The organism is Pseudomonas sp. LB-090624 (assembly GCF_003205205.1).
GTDB lineage: Bacteria > Pseudomonadota > Gammaproteobacteria > Pseudomonadales > Pseudomonadaceae > Aquipseudomonas.
The window spans coordinates 1-25,877 of the sequence record NZ_QJRL01000041.1; the positions used below are offsets into that span (position 1 = coordinate 1).

Annotated in this window: 28 protein-coding genes; 15 read left to right on the forward strand and 13 right to left on the reverse strand. The window is 63.1% G+C overall.

What is annotated here, in order from left to right; genetic code table 11:
- The first annotated feature begins 385 nt into the window (after positions 1 to 385).
- Complete coding sequence (locus DMX11_RS23785; protein WP_110747584.1) at positions 386 to 1,405, forward strand: branched-chain amino acid aminotransferase; 1,020 nt, start codon at positions 386 to 388, stop codon at positions 1,403 to 1,405.
- Positions 1,406 to 1,490: 85 nt separating this feature from the next.
- Here DMX11_RS23785 and DMX11_RS23790 read toward each other — a convergent pair whose 3' ends face one another.
- Positions 1,491 to 1,919 carry a multidrug/biocide efflux PACE transporter gene (locus tag DMX11_RS23790; protein WP_110747587.1) on the reverse strand — a complete coding sequence of 143 codons (429 nt, stop codon included), beginning with the start codon at positions 1,917 to 1,919 and terminating at the stop codon, positions 1,491 to 1,493.
- Positions 1,920 to 2,011: 92 nt separating this feature from the next.
- Here DMX11_RS23790 and DMX11_RS23795 point away from each other — a divergent pair, with 92 nt between their 5' ends.
- Complete coding sequence (locus DMX11_RS23795; RefSeq protein WP_110747591.1) at positions 2,012 to 2,866, forward strand: LysR family transcriptional regulator; 855 nt, start codon at positions 2,012 to 2,014, stop codon at positions 2,864 to 2,866.
- 118 nt (positions 2,867 to 2,984) lie between these two features.
- On the opposite strand, the gene DMX11_RS23800 is transcribed toward DMX11_RS23795, so the two are convergent.
- Positions 2,985 to 3,878, reverse strand: coding sequence for a DUF2950 domain-containing protein (locus DMX11_RS23800; protein WP_110747593.1), 894 nt, complete (start codon positions 3,876 to 3,878; stop codon positions 2,985 to 2,987).
- Positions 3,875 to 5,254: a DUF3300 domain-containing protein gene (locus DMX11_RS23805; RefSeq protein ID WP_110747596.1), complete on the reverse strand. Its 1,380-nt coding sequence runs from the start codon at positions 5,252 to 5,254 to the stop codon at positions 3,875 to 3,877. Before DMX11_RS23805 ends, DMX11_RS23800 begins: the two co-directional genes overlap by 4 nt.
- A gap of 205 nt (positions 5,255 to 5,459) precedes the next feature.
- Here DMX11_RS23805 and DMX11_RS23810 point away from each other — a divergent pair, with 205 nt between their 5' ends.
- Both DMX11_RS23810 and DMX11_RS23815 read left to right on the forward strand, forming a co-directional pair.
- A complete protein-coding gene (locus tag DMX11_RS23810) occupies positions 5,460 to 5,711 on the forward strand; it encodes a hypothetical protein (RefSeq protein ID WP_110747599.1) in 252 nt (83 codons plus the stop codon).
- Between the two features lie 80 nt (positions 5,712 to 5,791).
- Entirely contained in the window at positions 5,792 to 6,511 is a 720-nt protein-coding gene (locus tag DMX11_RS23815) for a TorF family putative porin (RefSeq protein ID WP_110747602.1), read from the forward strand.
- Here DMX11_RS23815 and DMX11_RS23820 read toward each other — a convergent pair.
- Positions 6,508 to 7,383: a DMT family transporter gene (locus DMX11_RS23820; RefSeq protein ID WP_110747605.1), complete on the reverse strand. Its 876-nt coding sequence runs from the start codon at positions 7,381 to 7,383 to the stop codon at positions 6,508 to 6,510. The genes DMX11_RS23815 and DMX11_RS23820 overlap by 4 nt on opposite strands.
- Before the next feature lie 113 nt (positions 7,384 to 7,496).
- Positions 7,497 to 7,907 carry a RidA family protein gene (locus tag DMX11_RS23825; RefSeq protein ID WP_110747608.1) on the reverse strand — a complete coding sequence of 137 codons (411 nt, stop codon included), beginning with the start codon at positions 7,905 to 7,907 and terminating at the stop codon, positions 7,497 to 7,499.
- A gap of 189 nt (positions 7,908 to 8,096) precedes the next feature.
- Between DMX11_RS23825 and DMX11_RS23830 the strand changes: the two genes are divergently transcribed.
- On the forward strand, positions 8,097 to 8,423 hold the full coding sequence (locus DMX11_RS23830; protein ID WP_110747611.1) for a hypothetical protein: 327 nt from the start codon (positions 8,097 to 8,099) through the stop codon (positions 8,421 to 8,423).
- Positions 8,424 to 8,466: 43 nt separating this feature from the next.
- Here DMX11_RS23830 and DMX11_RS23835 read toward each other — a convergent pair whose 3' ends face one another.
- Both DMX11_RS23835 and DMX11_RS23840 read right to left on the reverse strand, forming a co-directional pair.
- Positions 8,467 to 8,679 carry a PLDc N-terminal domain-containing protein gene (locus DMX11_RS23835; protein ID WP_110747614.1) on the reverse strand — a complete coding sequence of 71 codons (213 nt, stop codon included), beginning with the start codon at positions 8,677 to 8,679 and terminating at the stop codon, positions 8,467 to 8,469.
- A 102-nt stretch (positions 8,680 to 8,781) separates the two neighbouring features.
- Positions 8,782 to 9,252 carry an FAD/FMN-containing dehydrogenase gene (locus DMX11_RS23840; RefSeq protein WP_110747617.1) on the reverse strand — a complete coding sequence of 157 codons (471 nt, stop codon included), beginning with the start codon at positions 9,250 to 9,252 and terminating at the stop codon, positions 8,782 to 8,784.
- Between the two features lie 161 nt (positions 9,253 to 9,413).
- Here DMX11_RS23840 and DMX11_RS23845 point away from each other — a divergent pair, with 161 nt between their 5' ends.
- Positions 9,414 to 10,421, forward strand: a complete 1,008-nt coding sequence (locus tag DMX11_RS23845) for a GlxA family transcriptional regulator (RefSeq protein WP_110747621.1) — start codon at positions 9,414 to 9,416, stop codon at positions 10,419 to 10,421.
- Positions 10,422 to 10,494: 73 nt separating this feature from the next.
- Here the strand turns inward: DMX11_RS23845 and DMX11_RS23850 are convergent, their stop codons facing one another.
- Both DMX11_RS23850 and DMX11_RS23855 read right to left on the reverse strand, forming a co-directional pair.
- Positions 10,495 to 11,166 carry a TetR/AcrR family transcriptional regulator gene (locus DMX11_RS23850; protein WP_110747624.1) on the reverse strand — a complete coding sequence of 224 codons (672 nt, stop codon included), beginning with the start codon at positions 11,164 to 11,166 and terminating at the stop codon, positions 10,495 to 10,497.
- A 124-nt stretch (positions 11,167 to 11,290) separates the two neighbouring features.
- Positions 11,291 to 12,172 (reverse strand): hypothetical protein, encoded by an 882-nt coding sequence (locus DMX11_RS23855; RefSeq protein WP_110747627.1) that lies wholly within the window; start codon positions 12,170 to 12,172, stop codon positions 11,291 to 11,293.
- Positions 12,173 to 12,372: 200 nt separating this feature from the next.
- On the opposite strand from DMX11_RS23855, the gene DMX11_RS23860 reads away from it, so the two are divergent.
- The 4 genes from DMX11_RS23860 (at position 12,373) to DMX11_RS23875 (ending at position 16,387) form a co-directional block, all read left to right on the forward strand.
- On the forward strand, positions 12,373 to 13,353 hold the full coding sequence (locus tag DMX11_RS23860; RefSeq protein ID WP_110747629.1) for an aliphatic sulfonate ABC transporter substrate-binding protein: 981 nt from the start codon (positions 12,373 to 12,375) through the stop codon (positions 13,351 to 13,353).
- A 14-nt stretch (positions 13,354 to 13,367) separates the two neighbouring features.
- The gene (locus DMX11_RS23865) at positions 13,368 to 14,732 is read left to right on the forward strand and encodes an LLM class flavin-dependent oxidoreductase (RefSeq protein WP_110747632.1); all 1,365 of its coding nucleotides are present in this window, start codon (positions 13,368 to 13,370) and stop codon (positions 14,730 to 14,732) included.
- A gap of 133 nt (positions 14,733 to 14,865) precedes the next feature.
- Positions 14,866 to 15,702 carry a bifunctional allantoicase/(S)-ureidoglycine aminohydrolase gene (locus DMX11_RS23870; protein WP_110747635.1) on the forward strand — a complete coding sequence of 279 codons (837 nt, stop codon included), beginning with the start codon at positions 14,866 to 14,868 and terminating at the stop codon, positions 15,700 to 15,702.
- 88 nt (positions 15,703 to 15,790) lie between these two features.
- A complete protein-coding gene (locus DMX11_RS23875) occupies positions 15,791 to 16,387 on the forward strand; it encodes an START domain-containing protein (protein WP_110747638.1) in 597 nt (198 codons plus the stop codon).
- Between the two features lie 22 nt (positions 16,388 to 16,409).
- On the opposite strand, the gene DMX11_RS23880 is transcribed toward DMX11_RS23875, so the two are convergent.
- From DMX11_RS23880 to pobA, 3 genes are all read right to left on the reverse strand, one after another.
- Positions 16,410 to 17,291, reverse strand: coding sequence for a LysR substrate-binding domain-containing protein (locus DMX11_RS23880; RefSeq protein WP_110747639.1), 882 nt, complete (start codon positions 17,289 to 17,291; stop codon positions 16,410 to 16,412).
- A gap of 70 nt (positions 17,292 to 17,361) precedes the next feature.
- Entirely contained in the window at positions 17,362 to 19,152 is a 1,791-nt protein-coding gene (ggt, locus tag DMX11_RS23885) for a gamma-glutamyltransferase (protein ID WP_110747642.1), read from the reverse strand.
- A gap of 114 nt (positions 19,153 to 19,266) precedes the next feature.
- The gene (gene pobA, locus DMX11_RS23890; RefSeq protein WP_110747645.1) at positions 19,267 to 20,454 is read right to left on the reverse strand and encodes a 4-hydroxybenzoate 3-monooxygenase; all 1,188 of its coding nucleotides are present in this window, start codon (positions 20,452 to 20,454) and stop codon (positions 19,267 to 19,269) included.
- Positions 20,455 to 20,625: 171 nt separating this feature from the next.
- Between pobA and DMX11_RS23895 the strand changes: the two genes are divergently transcribed.
- The 3 genes from DMX11_RS23895 (at position 20,626) to DMX11_RS23905 (ending at position 22,890) form a co-directional block, all read left to right on the forward strand.
- Entirely contained in the window at positions 20,626 to 21,504 is an 879-nt protein-coding gene (locus DMX11_RS23895) for a helix-turn-helix domain-containing protein (protein ID WP_110747648.1), read from the forward strand.
- Between the two features lie 68 nt (positions 21,505 to 21,572).
- On the forward strand, positions 21,573 to 21,971 hold the full coding sequence (locus DMX11_RS23900) for a MerR family DNA-binding transcriptional regulator (protein ID WP_110747651.1): 399 nt from the start codon (positions 21,573 to 21,575) through the stop codon (positions 21,969 to 21,971).
- Between the two features lie 19 nt (positions 21,972 to 21,990).
- Entirely contained in the window at positions 21,991 to 22,890 is a 900-nt protein-coding gene (locus DMX11_RS23905; RefSeq protein WP_110747655.1) for a hydroxymethylglutaryl-CoA lyase, read from the forward strand.
- A gap of 532 nt (positions 22,891 to 23,422) precedes the next feature.
- Here DMX11_RS23905 and DMX11_RS23910 read toward each other — a convergent pair.
- A complete protein-coding gene (locus tag DMX11_RS23910; protein WP_110747658.1) occupies positions 23,423 to 23,941 on the reverse strand; it encodes an MgtC/SapB family protein in 519 nt (172 codons plus the stop codon).
- Between the two features lie 173 nt (positions 23,942 to 24,114).
- On the opposite strand from DMX11_RS23910, the gene DMX11_RS23915 reads away from it, so the two are divergent.
- Complete coding sequence (locus DMX11_RS23915) at positions 24,115 to 24,354, forward strand: DUF3203 family protein (protein ID WP_110747661.1); 240 nt, start codon at positions 24,115 to 24,117, stop codon at positions 24,352 to 24,354.
- Positions 24,355 to 24,475: 121 nt separating this feature from the next.
- Entirely contained in the window at positions 24,476 to 25,870 is a 1,395-nt protein-coding gene (gene ccoG / locus DMX11_RS23920; RefSeq protein ID WP_110747664.1) for a cytochrome c oxidase accessory protein CcoG, read from the forward strand.
- Positions 25,871 to 25,877 lie beyond the last annotated feature (7 nt).

Below are 25,877 nucleotides of genomic sequence, written 5' to 3' on the forward strand. Positions count from 1 at the left end.
CGAGCGCCGCCCGCGCGGCGCATCGCGAGCTGCGCTCGCTCCTACGTTTGTTTCGGGCCAATGATGCCTGGGGGATTTTCGCGCGAACGCCTTGGGGCATGGCTTGCTATCGCGTCGTATGAACCAGGCGGTCGCGCGCGCCTGTCACAGGTGTTACTGGCCCGAAACAAACGTAGGAGCGAGCGCAGCTCGCGATGCGCCGCGCGGGCGGCGCTCGATCTCCCAGGCGCCAAAAGCCTCGGCGACTGCTACCCCCAATTGCACACCGTATCGCGGCCAATTCGTGACTGGCCGTTCCCGATCCGCCAAGGATGTATTAAGGTGGCATGGTGCGCATATAACAGCAGCCCGAGCGATCGGGCACTTGCAAGACAATGAGGGTGTCATGAGCAACGAAAGCATTAATTGGGACAAGCTGGGTTTCGACTACATCAAGACTGACAAACGCTACCTGTCCGTATGGCGCAATGGCGAGTGGGACAAGGGCACCCTGACCGAAGACAACGTGCTGCACATCAGTGAAGGCTCCACGGCCCTGCACTACGGCCAGCAGTGCTTCGAAGGCCTCAAGGCCTACCGTTGCAAGGACGGCTCGATCAACCTGTTCCGACCGGACCAGAACGCCGCCCGCATGCAGCGCAGCTGCGCCCGCCTGCTGATGCCGCAGGTGCCCACCGATGTGTTCATCGAAGCGTGCAAGCAAGTGGTCAAGGCCAACGAAAAGTTCGTGCCCCCGCACGGTAAAGGCGCCCTGTACCTGCGCCCGTTCGTGATCGGCACCGGCGACAACATTGGCGTGCGCACCGCCCCCGAGTTCATCTTCTCGGTATTCGCCATCCCGGTTGGCTCGTACTTCAAGGGCGGCATGAAGCCGCACAACTTCCAGATTTCCAGCTTCGACCGTGCTGCCCCGCAGGGCACCGGCGCGGCCAAGGTCGGTGGCAACTACGCTGCCAGCCTGCAGCCAGGCGCTGAAGCGAAGAAAGCCAACTTCGCCGACGCCATCTACCTGGACCCATTGACCCACACCAAGATCGAAGAAGTCGGCTCGGCCAACTTCTTCGGCATCACCGCCAACAACGAGTTCGTCACCCCGAAATCGGCCTCGGTGTTGCCAGGCATCACCCGCCTCTCGCTGATGGAACTGGCGCAGTCGCGTCTGGGCCTGACCGTGATCGAAGGCGATGTCGAGATCAGCAAGCTGGACCGCTTCATCGAAGCCGGTGCCTGCGGTACCGCAGCCGTGATCACCCCGATCGGCGGCATCGAGTACAACGGCAAGCTGCACGTGTTCCACGACCTGGAAAAGGTCGGCCCGGTTACCCAGAAGCTCTACAACGAGCTGACCGGTATCCAGAGCGGCGATGTAGAGGCGCCGGCAGGCTGGATCGTCAAGGTCGCCTGAGGCGCTTCAGCTGTATGAGCACGGGGCATGCCAGCAATGGCATGCCCCGTTTTTTTTGCACCAATGAAAGCTTGCGCGGTGAACCTTATGCCAGGCGACGCTGCATCAGCAGGTGCCGGGCTTTGTCGAACGCCCAGTTGTACACCACGGTGTAGGGCAGAATGATCACGAAGAAGCCCAGTTCCACCATGAACGCCTGCAGCAGCGAAATATCCAGCATCCATGCCGCCACCGGCAGGCACCACACCACCAGGCCGGCTTCGAAGCCAAGACCGTGCACGAAACGCGTTCTGGCCTTCCAGTTGATGCGTTCGGTTTGCACCCAGCGATCGACCAGTGCGTTGTAGACCATGTTCCACAGCATGGCGATCACCGACAGGGTCACCGCCAGCGCGCCCGCTGTTGCCAACGACTTGCCCATGATCCAGGACAGCAGCGGCGCACACAGCAGTACCGCAAAAACTTCATAGGCAACGGCGTGGACCAGGCGCTCGGTGAAAGACACGTTTTTCATTGCTAATTCCATCCATTGCGTGAGTCGTGCTTTCCATTTTCTTTGATAGAACTGATACTCGCGATATAGCTACCATCGGTTTTATCAATACCATGCGCTACTCTCCCGAAGCTCTGGTCGCCTTTACCGAAGCCGCCTCGCTAGGTTCGTTTTCTGCGGCAGCACGCAAGCTGCGCAAAAGCCAGTCCACTGTCAGCATCGCCATTGCCAATTTCGAGGCCGATATCGGCTGCCCGCTGTTTGATCGCAATGGCCGCCACCCCACGCTCAATGAGGCGGGCAGGCAGGTGCTGAGCCATGTCGAAGCGATTCTCGACGCCAGCGCCCAGCTCGATGCGCTGGCAGTGCGACTGGCGCAAAATGTCGAGGCGCTGGTATCTGTGGTGATGTCGGACAGCTACAGCGTAACGTTCCAGGGGGCGGTAATGACTCGTTTCGCCCAGCATTACCCCCATACCGAGCTACGCTGCGGCCCGGCGGAGGACGCTGATGTAATCGAGATGATCCAGCAGGGCCTGGCCCATGTCGGCATCCTTGCCACACAGCCCGGCTACCCCGCCGACGTGGCCGTGGCGCGCTTGCCGGAGCAGGCAGAGTTCGGCGTGTATGTCGCCAGCGAGCATCCGCTGGCGAGCCTGGCGCAGGTACAGACGCAGCATCTGGAGAACGCACGACAGCTGTATATCAAGACCTATGCCCCCAGCCTGCACCATGGCCGCGGCCGAGCGTGGTCGGCACCGGATTACCTTACCCTGCTGGAGTTCGCCGTGCGCGGGTTTGGCTGGGCCGAACTGCCCAGGGCGCTGGTGAAACGGTTTGGCAACGAGCTGGTGGAGCTGCAGATAGCGGGTTACCCCCGGCGGGTGGATATGGACGTGGCCTGGTCGAGCCGGCGTGCCTTGGGGCCGGCCGGGCAATGGCTGGTGGGAGAGATGCTGGGGCAATAGTTGTGTCGCCTGCACGAACTTGAAGTGCGCCCAGACACAATATGCGGGCTACTCGCGTAGCAAGGCGCACGTTGGCCAGGACCATGTCAGGGCTGCGGGGTTGCAGTGATTTGCGGGCTCAATCCCCCGCTGCCACATCCACCACTTTCCAGCTGTCATCCGGGTCGAAGCGCTTCATCGCCTTGGCCAGCCTGTCGCCGTGCGGCCCGAGGTCTTTTTCGAACACCTGGCCGTCATGGCTGATCATGAAGCTCATCACCCCGGTGTCGTCGTAGCTGGCCGGCCAGGCGACCATGGCGAAGCCACGGCTCATTTGGTTGCCGATCAGGTAGCTGTAGGCGCCACCGGGGGCGGACGGGCCTTGTGCGTCCAAGATGCGGAAGTGGTAGCCATACCAGTCATCACCCACCACATCCTGGCCAAACAGCGGCCCCAGCGGGCTGACCTGGCCATCGCCGTCGTCATCCCAATACAGCCCGTCATGCTTGCCGGGCTCGCTGAAAATTTTCTGCGCGTACTCCAGCGCACCGTTGCCGTTGCGGTCCTGGCTGGCATAGTCCATCTGCGCATCGTGGTAAGCCAATAACGCCTGCATCGCGCCCAGTTCGTTGCGGCCGATGCGCCGGGCGCGGATTTCGGTGCTGCCGGCCTTGAGGTCGAAGCGCCAGCCCTGGCTGCTTCTGGTCAACGGTATGGGCAAAGTCCAGTGATCACTGCCCACCGCCAGGATGCCCTTGCCCTCGCCTGCCATGTCGATACTGTGCTGCGCGCGATACTGCTCCAGAAAGGTGTCCACGTCGCTGCGCTGCACACCACCACGCGGTATGTAGGTGCGCCAGTCATCACCCAGCAACTGGGCCAGGCGGGCTTCATCGGCCTTTTCCGTGCCCAGCGCCGCAATGAAGGACTCCACGGCCTTCTCCGGCGTCGGGAATGCCTCCTGGGCAGCCGCCAGGGAGGCCCATGCCAAGCCGGTCGCAAGCAGCATTGCTGCAAATACTGGACGTTTCATCGACGACCTCCTCCGCCACGACGCACTGGCGCACTGGGTCGGGAGATCTGGTGGCCGGCAGCACGGGATGCACTGGGCCGCTGGGCAAATGACTGGCTGGTGTGCCCGCGGTTGGCCTGCATACTGGTGCGCGCCGGCGAGCGCACGCCGTCAAAGGCATTGTTCTGCGCCCGGCCGGCGCTGTTGGCCGGCCGGTTCTGTGCCACCTGCCGGCCTTGGGCATTGCGTGTTTCCTGGCGACGGTCGGTTGCTCTGGCATTGTCGCCACCGGATTGCATGCGGTTGCCCGCCGAATTGCCCACCTTCGCTTCGCGCATTTGCTGGCGTGCCTGGCGGTTGTCGGTGGCCGGGCGTTCGATACCCGCGCGGTCCATCGAGGCCCGAGCCTTGTCCCGAGCTTGCGCCCGCTGCGCGTCGTCGCCCCGGAAGGCAGTGCGTTGGGTGGCGCCGTCCAGTTGGCGGCCATACTGCTGGCGGCTGCGGGCATCGCGGTAAGGCACGCCTTCACGGTTGGCGGCATTGTGCTGCCATTTGTTCTGGTTGTTGGTGATGCGGTTGTTGGCGTTGATATTGTTGTAACGGTTGACGTCGATATCGATGTCATTGTTGCCCCAGTCGCAGTCGCCCCATAACGAGGCGACGATCGCGACGCCGGTACCGAAGGCCAGGCCGGCCACCAGCGCGGAACCAGGGTAGTACATCGGCGGCGGCGGGTAGTACACCGGCGGTGAAGCCGGGTAGGCCCAGGTACCATAGGTGGTGGTCGGGTTGTAGCTGGGCACGTACACCACTTGCGGGTCGGCCGGCTGAATGATGATGGTGGATGGGGGGCTGCTGGCAGCCTGTGGCGCCGGTACGGCTTGCACGGTCACGTTCTGGTACTGGTTGCTTTGCAGGTTGCCGGCCGCCTGTGCCTGGTGACGCAAACGCTGCACCGCGCCCATGACATCGTCGGGCTGCGCGAGAAACGCATCACCCAGGCGCTGCACCCACACCGGGTCCTGGCCCAGGGTCGCCAACAGCTGCGGGAAGGCTACCAGCGCTTGCACGCTCGGGTCCCACGGCTGCTTCGCCACCTGTTTCACCGCATCATCGCCCGACGCCTTGGGGTTGGCCTTGGACCAGGTCACAGCTTCGCTCACCTGCCCCGGGTAAGTGGCCGCCATCAATACCTGGGCCAGCAGCGGATCGGGGTACAACGCAACCGGCGCCAGCATCTGGTCCAGTTGCTCTTGCGTGAACACCGGGGTCTTGGCCGCGACCGTCTCGGCCTGCGGGACTGGGTCGGGGGCTGGTACGTCTTGCGCCAGCACCAGGCCGGGCGCCGCGTTCAGGCACATCAGTGCCGACAGCAAAGCAAACAATGGCATGCGCATCGCTTATCCCCAGGAGGTCAGATCGCGTGGGTTAAGGGTAGCAATGGCGATGCTTTTGGCCAGATGCAAGGACGCCAACTTTTAGCACTGATGCTCCCGTCAATAGTGACTATCGAACAAGGCAATTTCTACTGATCGCGCAGGCTCAATAACCTAGCCCCATCGATTCGAACCTGGCGAATCCCCTGCATTCCGGAGCTGCTCGATGAACACCATGGCCCACTTCCTCCGCACTGCCCTGGCCGCTGCCAGCATTGCTGTACTGGCCGGTTGTGCCAGCCACCCCGAACTGCGCCCGTACAGTGCCGACGAAACCCGTCAACTGCAACTGGAAGCCTTGCAGCGCCGTGGCCTTTCGCTGGAGGACTATGAACAGCAACGGCGGGTGATCCAGCGTGCCGGCAACCTGCCAGTAGTGACCGAAGCCGCCGATGCCGACCGTTCGACCAAAGGCTGAGCGGGCCAGGCAAAGGTTCCCTCCTTACACCTGCACAGGTATTCTTACCGCTCAACCGCAAGCCTTCCAGGATGGAGACCATGTTCAGGCCCCTTCTGTTGCTGAGCGCTGCCTTGCTGTTCAGCCCCATGCTGCCGGCCCAGCAGATGACACGCGAATTGGGCGATTTCGACTTCACCCTTGGCACCACCCCCTCGCGCAGCATGGCCCAGGGGCTGATCTCACCCAGTGCCGTCGGCGCCTTCCACGGTGGCCTCGACCTCGGCCACGCCAGTGGCTGGTACCTGGGCCAGTACGCCCCGAGCATGGGCGTAACCCCGAACTCCACCCTGCGCCTGGACAGTTACGTGGGCTACAAGCATCACTTCGACAGCACCTTGGGCTATGAGGTAGGGTTGATCCATTACAGCCAGCCAAACATCGCCGGCCCCGACAGCTACGCGCTCTACGGCGGCGTCTCGGTACTGGGCAGTCGTTTCGGTGGCGCGCTGCGCAACAACCCCGACAACCGCACTGGCACGCTGTTCGCCGACTTTGGCCAACTGCCGCTGTTCGATGTCGACCTCACCGTCAAGCTGGCACACCACCGCCTGGGCACACCGTTTACCATTGGTGATGGCAGCCAGGTGGATGCCTTTTCAGACTGGTCGCTGGAGCTGTCGCGGCCTTGGCTGGGGATCGACCTGAACCTGATCTACAGCAACTCCAGCCTGAGTGGCGCCAGCTGCGATGCCTATTCGGGCATCAATACCTATTGCGACAGCGTCGTCACGCTCAAGGCCCAGCGCGCCTTTTTTTAACGGCGCGGCACCAGCGCCAGGGCGATACCGCCCAACACCACTGCACAGGCAATCAACAAGCGTAACGAAAGCGTCTCACCGATCAGGGCAACCCCGCCCAGTGCCGCAATCACCGGCACACTCAGCTGCAGCGTCGCCGCCTGTTGCGCACTCACCTGCCTGACCACCCCATACCACACGGCGTAACCGGCACCCGACGCCAGCACCCCTGAGCCCAAGCCGTACAACACGCCGACCGGGGTGAGGTGGGGGCCGCCAGTACCCAGCAACAGCACCGGCGCCAACAGCACGAGACAAGGCAGGCTGCGGGCAAAATTGCCGGCCGTGTCGGCCAACGGCCTGGGCGAGCCTTTGCCCAGCAGCGAATACACTCCCCAGGCCACACCGGACAGCGCCATCAGCAAGGCGCTGGCAACAGGTGGCGCCGAAGTACCGGGCAACAGCAATACCAGCAGGCCAACGAACGCGATCAGCATGCCCACCAGCATACGCACAGTGATGCGTTCGCCTTTGTACCAGGCAAAACCGAACATGGTGATCTGCACGGCGCCGAACAGCAGCAGGGCGCCGGCCCCGGCCCCGAGGTGCAAGTAGGCCGCAGCAAACAGGAAGGCATAGAGGAACAGTGCCAGGCCACCTCGCCAACTTCCACCCATGCGCTGCGCCGGCCTGCGCACGCGTATCAGCAGCAACAGGAACAAGGCACCGCTGGCCAGACGCACCATAGTGAAGGATGCAGGGTCGATTGCCCCGTCTTTCAGCGCCAGCCGGCAGAACACCGAGTTGGCGGCAAACGCCACCAGGCTGAACAATGCAGGCCAGAGCCAGGCCCGCGCCCTGCGGTCGGTAAGCGTGGTGGTGCCGGTGCTCATGGTGGCGTCACCTCTGAGTGGATTTGTTCTTGTAGCGGCAATGTAGTCAGGACCGGCACCGATACACAAGGAACAATCCACCGTGGTGGCTGGCACAGGGTGCGCCCGCTTCATTACGTTGCGGCCACGGCCTCGATTTCCACCAGCATGCCGTCCAGCGCCAACCGGGGTACCGGGATCAGTGTACAAGTCGGTTTCAGGTGCGGGCCCCAGGCCCTGTCGGCTTCGGCCACCCATTCGCGCAGGCGCGGTTCGGCGTGATCGACAATCAGCAGGGTCAGCTTGAACACCTGGGCCAGGCCGGCACCTCTCGATGCCAGCGCCAGCTCCAGGTTGGCCAATGCCTGGCGGGCCTGTTCGCTGAACAGCGGCGACAACTGCCCGTTGCTGTCCTCCCCTCCCTGGCCGGCGATGTACAGCAGGCGGCTGCCGGCGCGCACCTCCGCGACATGGGAGTAGGCGTTGGCACTGGGGTCGTAAAGGCCTGCGGGGTTGGTTAGCTGGAATGCGCGTGGTTGGGTCATGACAAGCCCTCGCTCGATGGGAAGAGCGGCGCAGTTTCGGACCTTAAGTTAAGTCGAGGTCAAGCGCAGCGTAAGACTTTTCCCACACCGCAGCGCGTTGGTTGAACCACGCGTCTGTTTGCGCAGCGCGCACCAGCCGGTAAATTGCAAGACCCGGCACGGAAGCCTTTACCCAACAGGGAACCCCCCATGAGCAAATTTGATTTTCAGCTGGCCTACACCATCAAGCCAAATAACCCTGCCCGCGATGAAGCCGATGCGGCGCTGGCGCGTCTGCACCTGCGCGAAAAGCTCGGGCTGGACACCGTCGAGCACATTGAAACCACCCTGCTGGGCATGATCACGCTCAAGAGCACCACCCTCGCTGAGCGCAAACGGGAAGCTGAAAAGCTGGTTCACGATTACCTTCATGACGCGCTGAAGGAATTGCGCGTGCTGTCTACCGTGAAGTTCTACGGCTGCCTGATGGTAGACGGGCTCGGCCCAGCGATGCGTTTCGACATCCTGCCTAAATGAACCCGACGGCCTCAGGCGCCCCCGCGTCCGAGGCCGCAACTGGTCATTTTTCCTGCAGCACCGCCCTGCCCTTCACCGCCCGCGGACCGCGCCAGGCCCAGAACAGCAAACCTGGGAAGGGTGCGTAGACCACGAAGACGACCCACAGCATCTTGCGCTCGGCGCGCCGCTCACTGCCGATGATGTGCCAGATGGCCCAGATTTCCAGAAGGATGACCAGGGCTGCGATGATGATCCAGATCGTTCCGATTTCCATGTGCGCTCTCCCATTGGCATGTAATGGGTTGGGTCGCAGCGGGCGCTGAGGGTTCAGATTGATTTGCGCAGGACTGCTTCTCAAGAGCCCTGCGGCATGGCCTCAATGCTGCGCTGCGGTCTCCAGCGCTGCCTTCAACGCGGCTGCATCGGCAAATGACCGCTGGCTGACCAACGCGCGCTGCTCAAGTTGCAACCACTGCACCTGGCCCTCCTGCCCGGTGTACCGGTTGGCCACTCGCCCTTCACGGTCAAGCAGCACCCGGTAGCTGTAATCGCGCATGGCCGGGATGGCGAACAGTTTGCTGATCAGCGCAGGCATACGCTGGATGTCGGCCACGAACACCGCATCGCGCGCCTCCAGGTAACCTTTGGGCTGCTCGGCCAGCACCGCGTTGACCAGCTTGGCGCCGTCCATGTCACGTGCCACCAGCAAAACCTTGGTGTCGTCCCCAAGGCTGTAGGCCTGGTCGTACTGATCGAGCAGCGTGAACGGTGCAAGCTTGTCGCCGGGCTCCACGGCATTGGCCAGCAGCGGCAGCAGGCTGAACAACAAGGCAGCGGCATATTTCATCAGTGGCATCCTCAATGACCAAGGCGCCAGCATAGCGTCAAAGCGCCAAGCCTTACAGGTTGCCTGAACACGACCTGTAATACGACACAGCCACCCGGGACATTGTCTTTCCCCCTGCCACCCGCCACACTCTCCAGGCCAGCCAGGAAGCGGAGTCCAGAGTGCCCACGCCACGCCAGTTCAGCAAGAAGACCAGCACCAGCAACATGCTGCGGCTCAAGACCAGCAGCGCCAATGCCCAGGCCCCCTATCGGGTCGATTTCGTCCTGCTCGAACACTTCTCCATGGCCAGTTTCACCGTGGCCATGGACGTGCTGGTCACCGCCAACCTGTTGCGTGCCGACAGTTTCCGGTTCACCCCACTGTCGTTGGACGGCGACCGTGTGGTCAGCGACCTGGGGCTGGAACTGGTGGCCACCGATCTGTCGGCGGAGGCATTGAAAGACCTGGACCTGCTGGTGATTTGCGGCGGCTTGCGCACACCCCTGAAGTACCTGGAGCTAGACCGCCTGCTGGGCGATTGCGCTGCCCATGGCATGGCCCTGGGTGGTCTGTGGAACGGCGCGTGGTTCCTTGGCCGCGCCGGGGTACTGGACGACTACGGCTGCAGCATCCACCCCGAGCAGCGCGCCAGCCTGTCCGAACGCAGCCCGCAAACCCGCATTACCCCCGCCAGCTTCACCCTCGACCGCGACCGCCTCAGCGCCGCCAGCCCCAATGGCGCCATGGAGTTGATGCTGGGCCTGGTGCGCCGCCTGTATGGCGATGGCCTGGCCGAAGGCGTGGAGGAAATCCTCTCGTTCTCCGGTGCCCGTTACCGCCAGGTGGGCCCGGGGGCGAAAAAGTCCATGAGCCTGCACCTGCGCACCATTGTCGAACTGATGGAAAACAACCTTGAGGAAACCCTCAGCCTCGACCAGCTCGCCGCCTATAGCGGGCGCTCGCGGCGGCAGATCGACCGGCTGTTCCAGGCACAGCTGGGCACCTCGCCCCGGCGCTACTACATGGAATTGCGCATTACCAAGAGCCGCAGGCTGCTGCAGTATTCCGACCTGTCGGTGATGGAGGTGGCGGTGGCCTGCGGGTTTGTTTCGGTGTCGCACTTCAGCAAGTGCTATGCGGCGTACTTCGGCTACCCGCCGTCGCGGGAGCAACGGCTGGGCGAGTGACCCGCGCCATGGCCGAGGCTGAACCTTTCGCGCAAGGCTCAACCCGGCCATCTGGCAACGCTCAGGGACGGTGCTAGACCTGGATATACCGCAGCACCGCATCGCAGATCATCGCCTTGTGCCGCAGCTTGACCTCGTCGTCCGACAGGTCGATCTGGAAGATCTCGCCGAAGGTATGGCGGTTGGACACCCGATAGAAGCAGAACGAACTCATCAGCATGTGCAGGTCGATAACCTCGATACCGGCACGGAACACACCCTCCTCTACCCCGCGGCGCAGGGTGTTGCCCAGGGCCTCGAGCACCAGGCTGCTCATTTCGCGAATGGCCGGCGACTGCTTGACGTACTCGCCATAGTGGATGTTTTCGGTGCAGATGATCCGCACGAAATCGACATTGCGGTCATGGTGGTCGAAGGTGAACTCCACCAGACGGCGGATCGCCTGATCGGCTGGCAGCGACTCCAGGTCCAGGCTCTGCTCGGTCTTGCGAATATCGCCGTACAGCTTGATCAGGCACTCGCAGTACAGCTGCTCCTTGCTGCCGAAGTAGTAGTAGATCATGCGCTTGGAGGTGGCCGTACGTTCGGCGATGGCGTCGACGCGGGCGCCGGCCAGCCCTTGCTGGACGAACTCGTTGATGGCGGCCTGGAGGATGTCCTCGCGGGTTTTCTCGGGGTTGTTCTTGCGCGTTCTGCGCACCCCTTCGGTTTCAGGCTGGCCAAGGCCGACTACGGAATCACTCATACCCACTCACAGGCTGTTTATTGGAATGCGGGGATTATCCGTTAGCACGGCCATGCAGGGAAGCACGCTGTTGGTCGGGTAGCCATGTCAACGTGCTGCCGGGCGGCTTCTGCCAGGCGCCGGATCAGTCGCGCCGGGCGGTGACAGGCTCCGGCGGCGGCGTCAGGTGCAGCACGCGGTTACGCCCACCCTCGGCCAGCAGGTAACCGCCATTGCCATCGGCAGTGATCGCCTGAGGCGCCTTGAGGAAGGTCAGCACAGTGTGCTGGCTGCCATCGGCATCGATGCGCAGCAGGCGGGCACGGTGGGTGTTGTCCTCGCTGATCCACAGGCCACGCTGGTCACAGTACAGGAACGTGGGGTTGCGCAGGCCATCGACCACCACCGGGTCACGGCCATCGTCGGCCAAGGCGCGGACCCTGCCTTTGGCTTTTTCGGTGTACAGCAGGCGGCCCCCGCAACCGGTGAGTCCTTCGGTTTCGGTCAAGCCGGAACGCAGCACTTCAAGCTGGCCACTGCTCCAGTCATAACGCATCAGCCGGCCGTTGCCCTTGCGGTCTTCGATGGCATACAGGTGGTCGCCGTCGTTCCACAGGCCTTGCACGCTCTCGCCGTCGAACAGCCGGGTTACCTGGCCATCACGGGCCAGGCTGACAGGTGCCGCACCACCTTCCTGGCTGAACACCCAGCCACCTTGCGCCGCTACCATGCCGTCTGGCTTGGAGAGGTTGTCGATGACCACGACCCGGTCACCCTGGGCGGTAATCTTGAGGATGCTCCCCTGGCCATCGTCCAGCTCGCGGCTGACCAGCAGGCTGCCATCAGCTTGCGGCAGCAGCGCAGCGGCCTTGGTGACATCAGGGTGCAGCACCTCGACGTCCCAGCCAGCGGCGGCCTGGACCGGGTAGAAACTCTGCCATGCGAAGAAACCCAAGGTGGAAGCAAGCAGGCCAGAGATGGCGGTGCAGGCGATGCGGGTGCGGCGCTTGCGCAGGATGTGCGGCATGTAGGGGCTCCTCGGGATTGCCGGGGATCCTAGCAAGGGAATGTGAAAAACATGTCGAAACTTACCCATCGGTTACAAAAAACAAAAGGATATAAAAATAACTAAACAATCTAACAAAAATGCATAAAGAAATTGAAAGACCAATGCCTGGTCCTTAGGCTGAGTGCATCGCCCAACACCCGATCAAAGGAACGATAGCCATGCCTGCCCGCCCCCTCTCTCCGTTGCGCCGACTATTGGTCGGCGGCCTGCTGGCCAGTATTGCCAGCGCCCTTTTACCCTGGTCCCAAGCCCTCGCCGATAACCCTGAGACCCTGCGCATCGGTTATCAGAAGTTCAACAGCATCAACATCCTCAAAGGCAGCGGCGCCCTGGAAAAGGCACTGGCGGCACAAGGTGTGAAAGTCAGCTGGCACGAGTTCGCCGCCGGCCCCCAGCTGCTCGAGGCACTGAGCACGGGCGCCATCGACCTGGGCCATGCCGCTGACGCGCCGTCGGTGTTTGCCCAGGCCGCCGGCAAGCCGGTGGTGTACCTGGCGGCAGAGCAGCCCTATCCACGTGGCATCGGCCTGGTGGTACGCGACCAGGACCACCTGGGCAGCGTGCAGGACCTCAAAGGCAAGCGCGTGGCCACCGGCCGTGGCTGGAATGCCCAGTACCTACTGGCCGTGGCACTGCAACAGGCTGGCCTGAGCTACCAGGACATCACCCCTGCCTACGTCAACAATGCCGCCGATGCCGTCGCCGCCTTGCAATCGGGCAGCGTCCAGGCCGCAACCCTGTGGGACCCGTTCCTTGCCGCGGCAGAAAGCCAGCCGGGCCTGAAGAACCTGCGCGACGGCAGCGGCCTGTCCAACAACCGCACCTTCTACCTGTCCACCGCCAGCTACGCCGACCAGCATCGCGCGCTGCTGAAAACCTTCTTCGCTGAACTGGGCAAGGTCAGCCAGTGGGCCAACGCCAAGCCGGCCGAAGTGGCCGCATTGCTGGCCCCGCAGCTGGGGATCAATGCCAACGTGCTGGCAGTGGCCAGCGAGCGGCGCAATTATAACGCCGTGGCCATCACCCCGCAGATCGTTGCCGAGCAACAGAAGCTGGCGGACACCTTCCAGGGCCTGGGCCTGATTCCGCGCAAGCTGCAGGTGGCCGACGCGGTCTACCCGGCTTCCGTGTTGCCTTGAACGGAGCCGCCAGCATGCCTCGCCCGATCCGCTTCAACGCGTTCAGCATGAATGCCGCCAGCCACCAGTCCCCTGGGTTATGGCGCCACCCGCGTAACACCAGTGTGGCGTTCAACCGCCTGGACTACTGGACCGACCTGGCCCGGCTGCTCGAACGCGGCCTGTTTGACGCCCTGTTCATCGCCGATGTGCTGGGTATCTACGATGTTTACCAGGGCGGCCCCCAGGCCGCCCTGCGCGGTGGCGTACAGGTACCGGTGAACGACCCGCTGTTGCTGGTGCCGGCCATGGCCGGGGTTACCCGGCATTTGGGTTTTGGCGTTACGTTCTCGCTGACCTACGAACACCCCTACCCCTTCGCCCGACGCATGTCCACGCTCGACCACCTGAGCAATGGCCGGGTTGGCTGGAACATTGTCACCGGCTATCTCGACAGCGCTGCGCGCAACCTGGGCCAGGCGCGCCAGCTGGGCCACGACCAGCGCTACGACCTGGCCGAGGAGTACCTGCAGGTGCTGTACAAGCTGTGGGAAAAGAGCTGGGACGACGACGCGGTAGTGCTGGAGCGCGACAGCGGGCGCTATATCGAGCCCTCGCGCGTGCACCCGATCAACCATGCAGGCGAGCATTTTCAGGTGCCCGGCATGCACCTGTGCCAGCCGTCTGCGCAACGCACCCCGGTGCTGTTCCAGGCCGGCGCTTCGGCACGTGGCCAGCAGTTTGCCGCGCGACACGCCGAATGCGTGTTCATCAGCGGGCCGACACCGACAGTGCTGCGCCGCTACGCCGACGGCATCCGCCAGGCCAGCGCAGCCGCCGGGCGTGGCCGTGACGAAGTCCTGATCTACGCCCAGGCGCTGCTGATCGTTGCGCCTGTTCGCGAGCAAGCCGAGGCGCGCTTTGCCGAGTACCGCCGTTATGTCGACCTGGACGCCGCCCTGGCGCTGTTGTCAGGCTGGACCGGCATCGACTTTGCCGGCCTGGACCCAGACGCGCCGATCGAGTACCTGGAAAACGACGCAGGCCGTGCCGCCCTGGCCGCTTTCACTGCCGCTGACCCGAACCGCCGCTGGACGGTACGCGAGGCCGCCGAGTTCGTGGGTTTGGGCGGCCGTGGCCCGGTGCTGGTGGGTGATCCCGGCAGCATCGCCGACCAGCTGGAAAGCTGGCTGGACCAGACTGGCATCGACGGTTTCAACCTGACCTACGCCGTGCAACCGGACGACCTGGCCAATGTGGTCGAACTGCTGGTGCCCGAGCTGCAACGCCGTGGTCGCTACCCGCTGAACTACACCGAGGGCACCTTGCGCCACAAGCTGTTCGGCCAGGGTGACCGCCTGCCGGAGCAGCACGCGGGGCGCCAGGTCGACATTCAGTGATCAAATACCGGGTATTCCAACATTTAATTTGTGGATGGCACGCGCTCGACCCTATTCTGTCAGCACATCCCCTGCGCCGCACCGGCCGGTGCGGTTCACGGCATGGGGAGAGAACAACAAGTCGAGATTGTCCATGTCGAACCATTCGTACTTCGCCCCCCACGGTGGGCACCCGGCTCAAACCGAGCTGCTGACTGACCGTGCCATGTTCACCGAAGCCTACGCCGTCATCCCCAAAGGCGTGATGCGCGACATCGTCACCAGCCACCTGCCGTTCTGGGACAAGATGCGCATGTGGGTCATCGCCCGCCCGCTGACCGGCTTTGCCGAAACCTTCTCCCAGTACATCGTCGAACTGGCACCAGAAGGCGGCAGCGAGCGCCCTGAACTGGACCCTAACGCCGAAGCCGTGGTGTTCATCGTCGAAGGCGAGCTGGACATCACCGTCGAAGGCAAGCACCACACCCTGGTACCGGGCGGCTATGCCTTCCTGGCCCCGGGCGCCGAGTGGAGCCTGCGCAACAACAGCAAATCCAACGTCACCTTCCACTGGCTGCGCAAGCACTACCAGAAAGTTGAAGGCCTGGACGTACCGGAATCCTTCGTTACCCACCGTGACAACGCCACCGTCATCGAAATGCCGGGCACTGAAGGCCGCTGGAAAACCACCCGCTTCGTCGACATGGCCGACATGCGCCACGACATGCACGTGAACATCGTCACCTTCCAGCCGGGCGGTGTAATCCCGTTCGCGGAAACCCACGTGATGGAGCACGGGCTGTACGTGCTGGAAGGCAAGGCGGTGTATCGCCTGAACCAGGATTGGGTCGAGGTAGAAGCCGGCGACTTCATGTGGCTGCGCGCCTTCTGCCCACAGGCCTGCTACGCCGGCGGCCCAGGCAACTTCAGCTACCTGCTGTACAAGGACGTGAACCGTCACGTGCACCTGACCCTGAACCCTCAGCGCTAAGCACAGGCTGAAGCCCGCAAGCCCGCCAACCTGGCGGGCTTGCTGTTTGCGGCACATACTGAAACACCCTCCCCGCGCGGTACCAGCCATGAACCGCTGCCTGCTCGCCGCCCTGTTACTGTGTACACCTGCCCTGGCTGCCGATGACTGGAACCTGGCCTACGACCGCGAAGGCATTCGGGTGTACCTGCGTGGCGTGGCAGAGTCGCCCTACCAGCAGTTTCGCGGCGTGAGCACCATGAAAGCCAGCGTGCGCACATTGACCGACCTGCAGGAAAACCTGCGTGTGGCTTGCAAGTGGCTGTATGCCTGCGACCAGATGCGCCTGCTGGACGTGGATGGCGCCAACACCTGGGTGTACCTGACCACCGACCTGCCTTGGCCAACCATGCCGCGAGACATCGTGCTGAAGGTGACCAGCGAGCGGCTGGATGACGGCACCCTGCTGCGGCACCTGAGTGCCGAGCCGGACAGGATCCCCAAGGTAGACGGGTTGATTCGCGTGCAGCACCTGAGCGGCGAGTGGCGGATGAAGCCGTTGGGCGAGCGCGAGACCGAGGTGACCTACCAGTTACAGGCCGACCCGGCCGGGGATGTGCCCGGCTGGCTGGCCAACCGCTTCGTGGTGGATGCACCGGTGGTGACCTTGCGGACATTGCGGGCGGTGGCTGAGCGTCAGCCTTGAGCACATCGGAACGCCGGCCCTGTCAGATGCCGCCACCGGCCAGCAATTGCGTCATCACCTCGGCCAAGGCCTTGACCATCACATCCGCCGTGGGCCGGTGCACGATGACGATTTCGTAGCTGTCGACCTCCGGCAGCCCTTGCCCATCCCCCAGCACCCGGTGCTCGCCAGTGGCCGCCCTGGGCGGCAGCAAGCTGATGCCCATGCCGTCGGCGACTGCAGCCTGGATGCCGCTGAGGCTGGAACTGGTGAAGCTGATCCGCCAGCGCCGGCCCATGCCTTCGATGGCGTTGATCATGTCTTCACGGTACAGGCCGCGTGGCGGGAACGTCACCAGCGGGATCGGGTCCAGCTCGAAGGCCGGCGTGCGCGCGCTGTCGATCCACTGCAGACGTTCTGGCCAGCAGGCCACGCCTTCGCGGCTGTTGCGCCGCTGCTTGAGCAGCACCAGGTCGAGTTCGCCGTTGTCGTACGCCTGGCTGAGGTCACGGCACAGGCCGCTGGTCACCTCCAGCTTCACCTGCGGGTGCAGCCGGCTGAATGCCGACAGCGCATTGGTGGTGCGCCCGCCTACAAAATCCTCGGGCACGCCGAGGCGTACGGTGGTGCCGACCATCGCCCCGGCCAGGGCTTCGAGCATCTGGTCGTTCAGCGCCAGCATGTGCCTGGCATAGCCGAGCAGGGTCTGCCCGGCGTCGGTCGGCAGGACATCGCGGTTGCCGCGCACCAACAAGCGGTGGCCGACCATGTCCTCCAGGCGACGGACCTTCTGGCTGATGGTCGACTGGGTCGAATGCAGCCGCGCGGCAGCGGTGGTGAAACTGCCGCAGTCGGCCACCACGACAATGGCGCGCAACAGGTCGAGGTCGAAAAGGGCCCTATTCGATTTAACGCTGATAGACATCCGGGTATTCAACTACTGAATGACAAAACTGACTTCTATCACGCCACCTCAGGCTTCGCAACGCGCTGCGCTAGTCACCCAGGGCGACGCCTTCGCGCCGAGGGTCGGCGCCACCGTCCCAACCCTTGCCACTGCGTTGAATGATCTGCATGCCGCTGGTCATGGTCATGGGAGTCACTTCGTGGCCCCATGTCGTCAACTGGCGAATCAGCGCCGGGCTGGTCAGCCCTGCTTCCACTTCGGTGCCTGCATTGCGGCTGCCGAAATTGGGCAGCCCCGCGGCTTGTTGCGGGTCGAGTTGCCAATCCAGTAGGCCGACCAAAGCCTTGTTCACGTACCCGATGATCTGTGAGCCGCCGGGTGAACCCAGGCTGGCCAGCAGTTCGCCGGAAGCACGCGAAAACACCAGGGTCGGCGCCATGGCGGACAGCGGCCGCTTGCCTGGTTGCACCCGGTTGGCCACGGGCATGCCGTGCTCCTCAGGGATGAACGAGAAGTCGGTCAGCTGATTGTTGAGCACGAAGCCCTTGACCATCAGGTGTGAACCGAACGCTGCCTCTACCGAGGTCGTCATGGCCAGTGCCTGGCCGCGGTCATCCATTGCGCTGAGGTGGGAGGTGGAGATGCGCAGTGGCGAGCGGTCCGCCGCCAGCGCCAGGTTGGCGCCGTGTGGCCGGCCTGGGTCGGCACGCTGCATGCTGTAATCGCCGATCCGCGTAGCGCGGCTGGCCAGGTAGGCGGGATCGATCATGGCGTTGACCGGTACCGGCACATAATCGCTGTCTGCCAGGTACTGAGCACGATCGGCATAGGCCAGGCGCTCGGCCTCGGCAATCAGATGCACGGCCATAGGGGGGGCCTCCAGCCGGGCGACAGACGCACTGGCCAGGGGCCGTAACGCGGCCAGGTCCCGTTGCGGCGCGGCGCGCTGTACTGCTTCGAGCATGCCCAAGGTCTGCAGCACGGTGACCCCACCCGACGACGGCGGCGGCATGCCGCAGACCTGCCAGGCTTTGTAAGGGCCGCACACCGGTTCGCGCTGCCTGGCCTGGTACTGCTGCAAGTCCCGCAACGACAGGTAACCGGCGTTGGCATGGCTGCGCACCTCCGCCACGATCGCTTCGGCAATCTCGCCGCGATAGAACGCATCAGGGCCTTGCGCGGCAATCTGCTCCAGGGTGTGTGCAAGCGCTGGGTTGCGCAGGATGCTCCCCACTGCCAGTGGCTTGCCCTGGTCGTCGAGGAAGTAGCGGGCCATGGCCGGTGAGCGGGCAATGAAGGGATCACCTTCCACCAAGGTGTGCAGGCGCTGGGAAACCGCGAAACCGTTGCGCGCCAAGGCAATGGCCGGGGCGAACAGGTCGCGCCAGGGTAGCTTGCCGTGCTGTTCGTGGGCCAGCTTCAAGGCGCGCAGCACACCGGGCACGCCCACTGATCGCCCGCCAATCTGCGCAGCCCGGAATGGCATGGGTGAGCCATCGGCTTGCAGGAACAGCCTTTCCGAGACGCCTGCGGGTGCTGCCTCGCGGCCGTCGAACGCCTGCACCCGCTTGCCATCCCAATACAGGATGAACCCACCGCCACCAATGCCGCTGGACTGCGGCTCGACCAGGGTCAGTACCATTTGCATGGCGATGGCAGCGTCGATGGCGCTGCCACCTGCACGCAACATCGCGCGCCCCGCTTCGCTGGCCAGCGGGTTGGCGGCGGCGACCATGTGCCGGCTGGCGTGCACCGGCTGCAAGCCGCTGCGATAGCCGGAGGCCAGTTCCGGTGGTGCGGGCAGCACCTGGTCGGCACAGGCCCAGCCACTGCCGGCCAGGAGGCACAGTGCGCTCATCAATGGCGTCGAGAACTTCATCGCTTGCTTCCTGCTGCTACCTGTCCAGCAGGGCACTGTGGGCCAAGTGCGAACCCGACTTCAAGCCTTTGGGCGAGCTTATGTGACGCTGTGCCGAGGCCGGTCAAGCTGGCCTCAGACAACTTCCTCGTACGGCAGGCCCACATAATTCTCGGCAATGTTCATCAGCCCCGCTGGCGAGGTCAGGAAGTACTCGCGGTCGGCCTCCTGCATTTTCTGGTCCCAGGCATCTTTGTGGCTGCCGAAATCGTGCAGCAGCTGGGTCATGAACCAGCTGAAGCGTTCGCCCTTCCACACCCGGCGCAAAGCCAGCGGCGAGTATTGCTGCAGAAGGTCGGTACGCCCGTCGCGGTACACCTTGACCAGGATACGGTACAGGTAATTGACGTCCGAAGCTGCCAGGTTCAACCCCTTGGCACCGGTGGGCGGGACGATGTGCGCGGCGTCACCGACCAGGAACATCTGGCCATACTGCATCGGCTCGACCACCAGGCTGCGCAGCGGCGCAATGCTTTTTTCCAGGGCCGGGCCAGTGACCAGGTCAGCCGCGACCTCGGCGGGCAAACGTGCTTTCAGTTCGCCCCAGAAGCGCTCGTCAGACCACTCCTCTACGCGGTCCTGCAAAGGCACCTGCAGGTAGTAACGGCTGCGGGTCTGCGAGCGCTGGCTGCACAGCGCGAAACCACGCTCGTGGTGGGCGTAGATCAATTCGTGGTTGACCGGCGGCGTATCCGCCAGCAGGCCCAGCCAACCAAACGGGTAAACCCGTTCGTACTGTTTCAGCACGCCTTCGGGAATGCTCTGCCGCGATACGCCATGGAAGCCGTCACAACCGGCGATATAGTCGCAATCCAGCCGGTGCACCTGGCCGTCTTTCTCGAAGGTGATGTAGGGTTGTTCGCCTTTCAATTCGTGCGGCTGAACGTTGGCGGCTGAATAGATGATCGGCGCCCCGCTGGTTTCACGGGCGTGCATCAGGTCACGGGTGACCTCGGTCTGGCCGTAGACCATCACCGTCTTGCCACCGGTCAAGGCCTTGAGGTCCAGGCGTTGGCGGCGCCCGCCAACCAGCAGTTCGACCCCCTCGTGCACCAGGCCCTCACGGTCCATGCGCTCGGCGACGCCGGCTTCACGCAGCAGGTCGACCGTGCCTTGCTCCAGCACTCCGGCGCGGATGCGGCCCAGGACGTACTCGGCGGTCTGCCGCTCCACGATAACGTTATCGATGCCGGCTTTGTGCAGCAGTTGGCCCAGCAGCAGGCCAGACGGACCTGCACCAATAATTGCAACCTGAGTTTTCATTGTTGTTGTCTCTATTCGGACGATACCGGCCATGGACTGGCAGTGGGCGGCATCTGCTGTTAGGGTTTGCCCTTGCATTTTTACTGGCAAAAAAAGCCACTGAACTGTGCTATTCCATGCAAAACCTGCACTTTTAAAAAAAACGTTCGATTAGCGAACAGGTCAACGCAGATGAAGTCCACCCTCCCCGGCGTCCCGTTGTTCAAGCTGTATGGCGAAAACCAGGCCTGGCCGGGTACCGACCTGCTGCACTGCGAGTCCATCCCGGCGCGCAGCCGTCTGCATCACTGGGAGATCAAGCCTCACCAGCATGCCGAGCTGTTCCAGCTGCTGTATGTGCAGCGTGGCCAGGCCCAGGTGGAAGTCGAGGGGGTGCGCAGTGCCATCGGCGAAGCGGCAATCCAGGTGGTGCCGCCGATGACCGTGCATGGCTTTCGTTTCAGCGCCGATATCCAGGGTTATGTACTGACCTTCGGCACGGCACTGGTGGCGAACCTGGAGCAACGCCTGGGTACGCCGCTAACCGTGCTGACAAAGCCTGCGTGTTACCCGTTGGGCCAAGACCGCACACACCTGCGCAGCCTGATCGACACCCTGCAGCAGGAATACCAGGGCAATGCCCCGGCGCGCGCGCCAATGCTCGAAGCGCTGGTGACGGCGCTGATGGTGTGGATCAGCCGTCGCCAGCAGTTGGGCCAGGCACCGCGCAACCGTGATGAGCGGGACCGCCAGTTGCTGGGGCAGTACCTGCGCCTGGTGGAGGCGCATTATCGCGAGCACCTGTCGGTGGAGGATTTTGCTGCGCGGCTGAATGTGCCGAGTTTGCAGCTGAACCAGCTGTGCAGGGCGTTAAGCGGGCAGACGGCGTTGCAGGTGGTACACCAGCGCTTGTTGCTGGAGGCACGGCGCAGCCTGGTTTATACGCGCATGAGCATCGGGCAGCTGTCGGACAGCCTGGGTTTCAGCGACCCCACTTATTTCGCACGGTGGTTCAAGCGCTTGAGTGGTCAGACTCCGAATGGCTATCGGAGGGCTGTGAAGCCTGCATGAGCCGCGCTGCTTGACGTAAACGTCAACCTGCCCTCAGGATACCGGCATAACCCACGCCGAGCCCGAGCATGAGCACCCAGACCTACAGCATCTCCGACTTGTCCCGCGAGCTGGACATCACCACCCGCGCCATCCGCTTCTATGAGGAACAAGGCCTGTTGAGCCCTGAACGCCGCGGCCTGGAGCGCATCTACTCGGCGCGCGACAAGGTCAGCCTGAAGCTCATCCTGCGGGGCAAGCGCATCGGTTTCTCCCTGGCCGAGTGCCGTGAGCTGATCGAGCTATACGACCCCACCAGCGGCAACCTCAAGCAGCTCAACAGCATGCTGGCGAAAATCGCCGAACGCCGTGCCCAGTTGGAGCAACAGATGCTCGATATCCACCAGATGCAACTGGAACTGGACACCGCCCAGGAGCGCTGCGAACAAGCCCTGGCCGCCACCCTGAACAACAACGACAACCGCTGAACGCCACAGGAAACCCACCATGTCCTTGCCCAAACACGTCCGCCTGGTCGAAGTTGGCCCCCGCGACGGCCTGCAGAACGAAGCCCAGCCCATCAGTGTCGCCGACAAGGTGCGCCTGGTAGACGACCTCACCGACGCGGGCCTGGCCTACATCGAAGTGGGCAGTTTTGTCTCGCCCAAATGGGTGCCGCAGATGGCTGGCTCGGCCGAGGTATTCGCCGGTATCCAGCAGCGCCCCGGTGTTACCTATGCAGCGCTGGCACCCAACCTGCGCGGGTTCGAAGACGCGCTGGCCGCAGGCGTGAAGGAAGTAGCGGTGTTCGCCGCCGCGTCCGAAGCATTCTCGCAGCGCAATATCAACTGCTCGATCAGCGACAGCCTCAAGCGCTTCGAACCGATCATGCAAGCCGCGCGCGACCATGGGGTGCGGGTGCGCGGCTATGTGTCGTGCGTGCTCGGTTGCCCTTATGAAGGCAAGGTCAACGCCGAGCAGGTGGCCCCGGTGGCCCGTGCCCTGCACGACATGGGCTGCTACGAGGTCTCGCTGGGCGATACCATCGGCACCGGGACCGCCGGCGACACACGCCGCCTGTTCGAGGTGGTGTCGGCGCGGGTACCACGCGAGCAACTGGCCGGGCACTTCCACGATACGTACGGCCAGGCCCTGGCCAATGTCTATGCCAGCCTGCTCGAAGGCATCAGCGTGTTCGACAGCTCGGTGGCCGGGCTGGGCGGCTGCCCGTATGCCAAGGGTGCTACCGGCAACATCGCCAGTGAAGACGTGGTCTACCTGCTGCAGGGCCTGGGCATTGAAACCGGCATTGATCTGGACCGGTTGATCGCCGCAGGGCAACGCATCAGCAGCGTGCTGGGCCGCGACAATGGGTCGCGAGTGGCACGGGCGCGCAGCGCGCGATAAGTCATACGGGTGTCACACAGGTGTGGGTGAAGTGTTACCTACACCACATTTCGCAGCAAAAAATCGGGTAACAGGGAAACAAATCGACAGAATTTCAGGCGGGCTGATTTTGGCAAAAACCTATAAATCATTGATTTTAAAGGGTTTTAAAAAGTTGGCACGCACCCTGCTATATCTTTCGTACAAGAACAAAAAGAATGTGACACCCAATAAAAACAACAGGTAACGGCTCTGACATAACAAGAACAACACGGCAGAGGCGTAGCAAGCAGATTTTTTTGGAGTCGACACGCTTTTCAGGGGTACGCCCCGCGGTCTGGCACAGAACAATAAAACTACCTCAAGGTAGCGGCAGCCAGGTTCGGATCAGTAATGATGAAGGCAGGTCAGCGCTCAAAAAAATACGTTTGCTCTTGACCCCGCATGGGGGTCGCCCGCAACACCAGGACCGGCTTACAAAAACAACAACAGGCCAGTCCCAATAATAAAAAAAGAGCAGGCAACAACGCTTTGAGGGGAGCTTCGGCTCCCCTCAGTGCTTCCTGCCCTCTTCCTCCTCCTGCTTTTCCTCGTTTTGCCCCTCGACCTTCTCTACCAGAAACGGCATCGTGCCCAGCACCAGCAGGGCCAGTACCGTGCTGATCAGCGCCGTGGCTTCGCGGCCCATGCCAGCTGCCGTGCCGATGGCAGCGGTCATCCACAGCCCGGCGGCGGTGGTCAGGCCTTTCACGTGACTGGTGTCCTTGCCGTTACCTTTCAGGATAGTGCCCGCACCGAGAAAGCCGATACCCGCGACGATGCCCTGGATGACCCGGCTTAGCGCCTGCTCGTCGGCACCGGCCATGCTGGGTGCCAGCACGAACAACGCTGCGCCGAGCGACACCAGCATGTGTGTACGTACCCCAGCCGACTTGCCTTTGTGTTCGCGTTCGAAGCCCAGCACGGCACCAAGGACAGCCGCCATCAGCAGGCGCACCACGACCCTTATCACCTCGCGCTCGTCTGTGATATCGGCGAATTCAGCCTGGATCGTCTGCCAGATGAGCTCCATTGCCTTGTTCCCATGCTGTACATCGGGTCACCAGGCCCTATGCAGAGGCCCGGCCTGCCATCTATAAAAACTGACCACCAGCCACCGCGCAAAGTGCCGTTCAGCGTGCTAATTGCAGCAACCCGCCACTCGCCGCGGTCCACCCTGTAACCACCCCTCAGGAGGACCACCCCATGCCCATTGAAGTCGACGAAGCCACCCGCCGCTGCACGCTCATCGGCGAGGACCTGCGCATCGAGGGCGATGGCCCGGATATCGAAATCATCACCGACGAGCAGCTGCATATGTCGGTGGCCCTGCTCGCTGGCCAGCGCGTGCCGATTACCGAAGCCGAGGCTGATGCACTGACCGTGGTAGGTGCGGTCGATAGCCGCAGGCATCTCAAGGCCAGCGCGCCAGGCTCGGTGATCTAGGGCCCGGCGAGACGGGACGGTCCATCTGATACGGTTTTTATCGCAAAACCTGAACCTGTGCCGATAACAGCTTCAGGGCCATAGTGCTCATGCCTGATCGAGGCCTGATGAGCACCGAGCCATGACCGATAGAATCCCTTTCACAGAGATCGCCACCGCCCCAGCCAGCCGACGCATCGATAACGGCATTCACACCCGTAGCTTCAGCGGGCTTTACCGCAACCTGCGCATCGGCTTCGCCGGCGCCCTGTTCGCGCTGTTCTTCGGCACCGCCTGGCTGAACTGGAGCGGCCGCCAGGCTGTGCTGTGGGACCTGGACAACAGCAAGTTTCATATCTTCGGTGCTACCTTCTGGCCGCAGGACTTCATCCTGTTGTCGGCGCTGCTGATCATCTGCGCCTTCGGCCTGTTCGCCATCACCGTGTACGCCGGCCGCGTGTGGTGTGGTTACAGTTGCCCACAGAGTATCTGGACCTGGTTGTTCATGTGGTGCGAGAAGGTTACCGAGGGTGACCGCAACCAGCGCATCAAGCTCGCCGCCGCGCCATGGAGCCTGAACAAGCTGGCCCGGCGCACACTCAAGCACAGCTTGTGGCTGGCCATCGGCGTGTTTACCGGGCTGACCTTCGTCGGCTACTTCACCCCGATCCGGCCGCTCGCAACTGAACTGTTCACGTTGCAGCTGGGCGGCGTAGCACTGTTCTGGGTGCTGTTCTTCACCGCCGCCACCTACATCAATGCTGGCCTGTTGCGCGAAGCGGTTTGCCTGCACATGTGCCCCTATGCACGCTTTCAGAGCGTAATGTTCGACCAGCACACCCTGGCAGTCGCTTATGACCCTCGGCGTGGTGAAACCCGCGGTTCGCGCAAGAAAGGCAGCGACCCTGGCGCCCAGGGCCTGGGCGACTGCATCGACTGCACCCTGTGTGTGCAGGTATGCCCCACCGGCATCGACATTCGCGACGGTTTGCAGATGGCCTGTATTGGCTGCGCCGCGTGCATCGACGCCTGTGACGGGGTCATGGACAAGATGGGCTATGCCCGTGGCCTGATCGGCTACAAGTCGGAGCACAGTCTGCAAGGGGGTACCTCTCACTGGCTGCGCCCGCGCCTGCTGGGTTATGCCGCTGCCCTGGTGATAATGATCACGGCGCTGGTGCTGGCCTTGCAGATGCGCCCGATGGTGTCGCTGGATGTGATCAAGGACCGTGGCCTGTTCCGGGAGAACGCCCTTGGTCAGATCGAAAACATCTACCTGCTGAAGGTCATCAACAAGACCGAACGCACCCGGCATTATGAATTGCGCCTGCTGGACGCCGACGGGTTCACCTTGCAGGGCAGCACTGCGCTGGTCATCCCCGCAGGCGAAATGAGCGAATTGCCGGTGTCGGTGGCGATGGTGGCCGAGCGACCGCATGGCAGTTCGCAGACGCTGAGCTTCGAAATCAGCGACCGTGACGACCCGGCTATCCACAGCGTGGCCCACAGCCGCTTCGTCGCTCCGATGAACCGCTGATCCCTTA

Bases quoted from the DNA above. Each gene is read 5' to 3' on its own strand.
- DMX11_RS23850 (WP_110747624.1), bottom strand. From the start codon at position 11,166: ATGAGTGATTCCGTAGTCGGCCTTGGCCAGCCTGAAACCGAAGGGGTG.
- DMX11_RS23825 (WP_110747608.1), bottom strand. From the start codon at position 7,907: ATGACCCAACCACGCGCATTCCAGCTAACCAACCCCGCAGGCCTTTAC.
- ccoG (WP_110747664.1), top strand. From the start codon at position 24,476: ATGACCGATAGAATCCCTTTCACAGAGATCGCCACCGCCCCAGCCAGC.
- DMX11_RS23875 (WP_110747638.1), top strand. From the start codon at position 15,791: ATGAACCGCTGCCTGCTCGCCGCCCTGTTACTGTGTACACCTGCCCTG.
- DMX11_RS23830 (WP_110747611.1), top strand. From the start codon at position 8,097: ATGAGCAAATTTGATTTTCAGCTGGCCTACACCATCAAGCCAAATAAC.
- DMX11_RS23855 (WP_110747627.1), bottom strand. From the start codon at position 12,172: ATGCCGCACATCCTGCGCAAGCGCCGCACCCGCATCGCCTGCACCGCC.
- DMX11_RS23900 (WP_110747651.1), top strand. From the start codon at position 21,573: ATGAGCACCCAGACCTACAGCATCTCCGACTTGTCCCGCGAGCTGGAC.
- DMX11_RS23820 (WP_110747605.1), bottom strand. From the start codon at position 7,383: ATGAGCACCGGCACCACCACGCTTACCGACCGCAGGGCGCGGGCCTGG.
- DMX11_RS23805 (WP_110747596.1), bottom strand. From the start codon at position 5,254: ATGCGCATGCCATTGTTTGCTTTGCTGTCGGCACTGATGTGCCTGAAC.
- DMX11_RS23895 (WP_110747648.1), top strand. From the start codon at position 20,626: ATGAAGTCCACCCTCCCCGGCGTCCCGTTGTTCAAGCTGTATGGCGAA.
- DMX11_RS23785 (WP_110747584.1), top strand. From the start codon at position 386: ATGAGCAACGAAAGCATTAATTGGGACAAGCTGGGTTTCGACTACATC.
- DMX11_RS23910 (WP_110747658.1), bottom strand. From the start codon at position 23,941: ATGGAGCTCATCTGGCAGACGATCCAGGCTGAATTCGCCGATATCACA.
- DMX11_RS23905 (WP_110747655.1), top strand. From the start codon at position 21,991: ATGTCCTTGCCCAAACACGTCCGCCTGGTCGAAGTTGGCCCCCGCGAC.
- DMX11_RS23815 (WP_110747602.1), top strand. From the start codon at position 5,792: ATGTTCAGGCCCCTTCTGTTGCTGAGCGCTGCCTTGCTGTTCAGCCCC.
- DMX11_RS23810 (WP_110747599.1), top strand. From the start codon at position 5,460: ATGAACACCATGGCCCACTTCCTCCGCACTGCCCTGGCCGCTGCCAGC.
- ggt (WP_110747642.1), bottom strand. From the start codon at position 19,152: ATGAAGTTCTCGACGCCATTGATGAGCGCACTGTGCCTCCTGGCCGGC.
- DMX11_RS23915 (WP_110747661.1), top strand. From the start codon at position 24,115: ATGCCCATTGAAGTCGACGAAGCCACCCGCCGCTGCACGCTCATCGGC.
- pobA (WP_110747645.1), bottom strand. From the start codon at position 20,454: ATGAAAACTCAGGTTGCAATTATTGGTGCAGGTCCGTCTGGCCTGCTG.
- DMX11_RS23800 (WP_110747593.1), bottom strand. From the start codon at position 3,878: ATGAAACGTCCAGTATTTGCAGCAATGCTGCTTGCGACCGGCTTGGCA.
- DMX11_RS23860 (WP_110747629.1), top strand. From the start codon at position 12,373: ATGCCTGCCCGCCCCCTCTCTCCGTTGCGCCGACTATTGGTCGGCGGC.
- DMX11_RS23865 (WP_110747632.1), top strand. From the start codon at position 13,368: ATGCCTCGCCCGATCCGCTTCAACGCGTTCAGCATGAATGCCGCCAGC.
- DMX11_RS23795 (WP_110747591.1), top strand. From the start codon at position 2,012: ATGCGCTACTCTCCCGAAGCTCTGGTCGCCTTTACCGAAGCCGCCTCG.
- DMX11_RS23790 (WP_110747587.1), bottom strand. From the start codon at position 1,919: ATGAAAAACGTGTCTTTCACCGAGCGCCTGGTCCACGCCGTTGCCTAT.
- DMX11_RS23870 (WP_110747635.1), top strand. From the start codon at position 14,866: ATGTCGAACCATTCGTACTTCGCCCCCCACGGTGGGCACCCGGCTCAA.
- DMX11_RS23835 (WP_110747614.1), bottom strand. From the start codon at position 8,679: ATGGAAATCGGAACGATCTGGATCATCATCGCAGCCCTGGTCATCCTT.
- DMX11_RS23880 (WP_110747639.1), bottom strand. From the start codon at position 17,291: ATGTCTATCAGCGTTAAATCGAATAGGGCCCTTTTCGACCTCGACCTG.
- DMX11_RS23840 (WP_110747617.1), bottom strand. From the start codon at position 9,252: ATGAAATATGCCGCTGCCTTGTTGTTCAGCCTGCTGCCGCTGCTGGCC.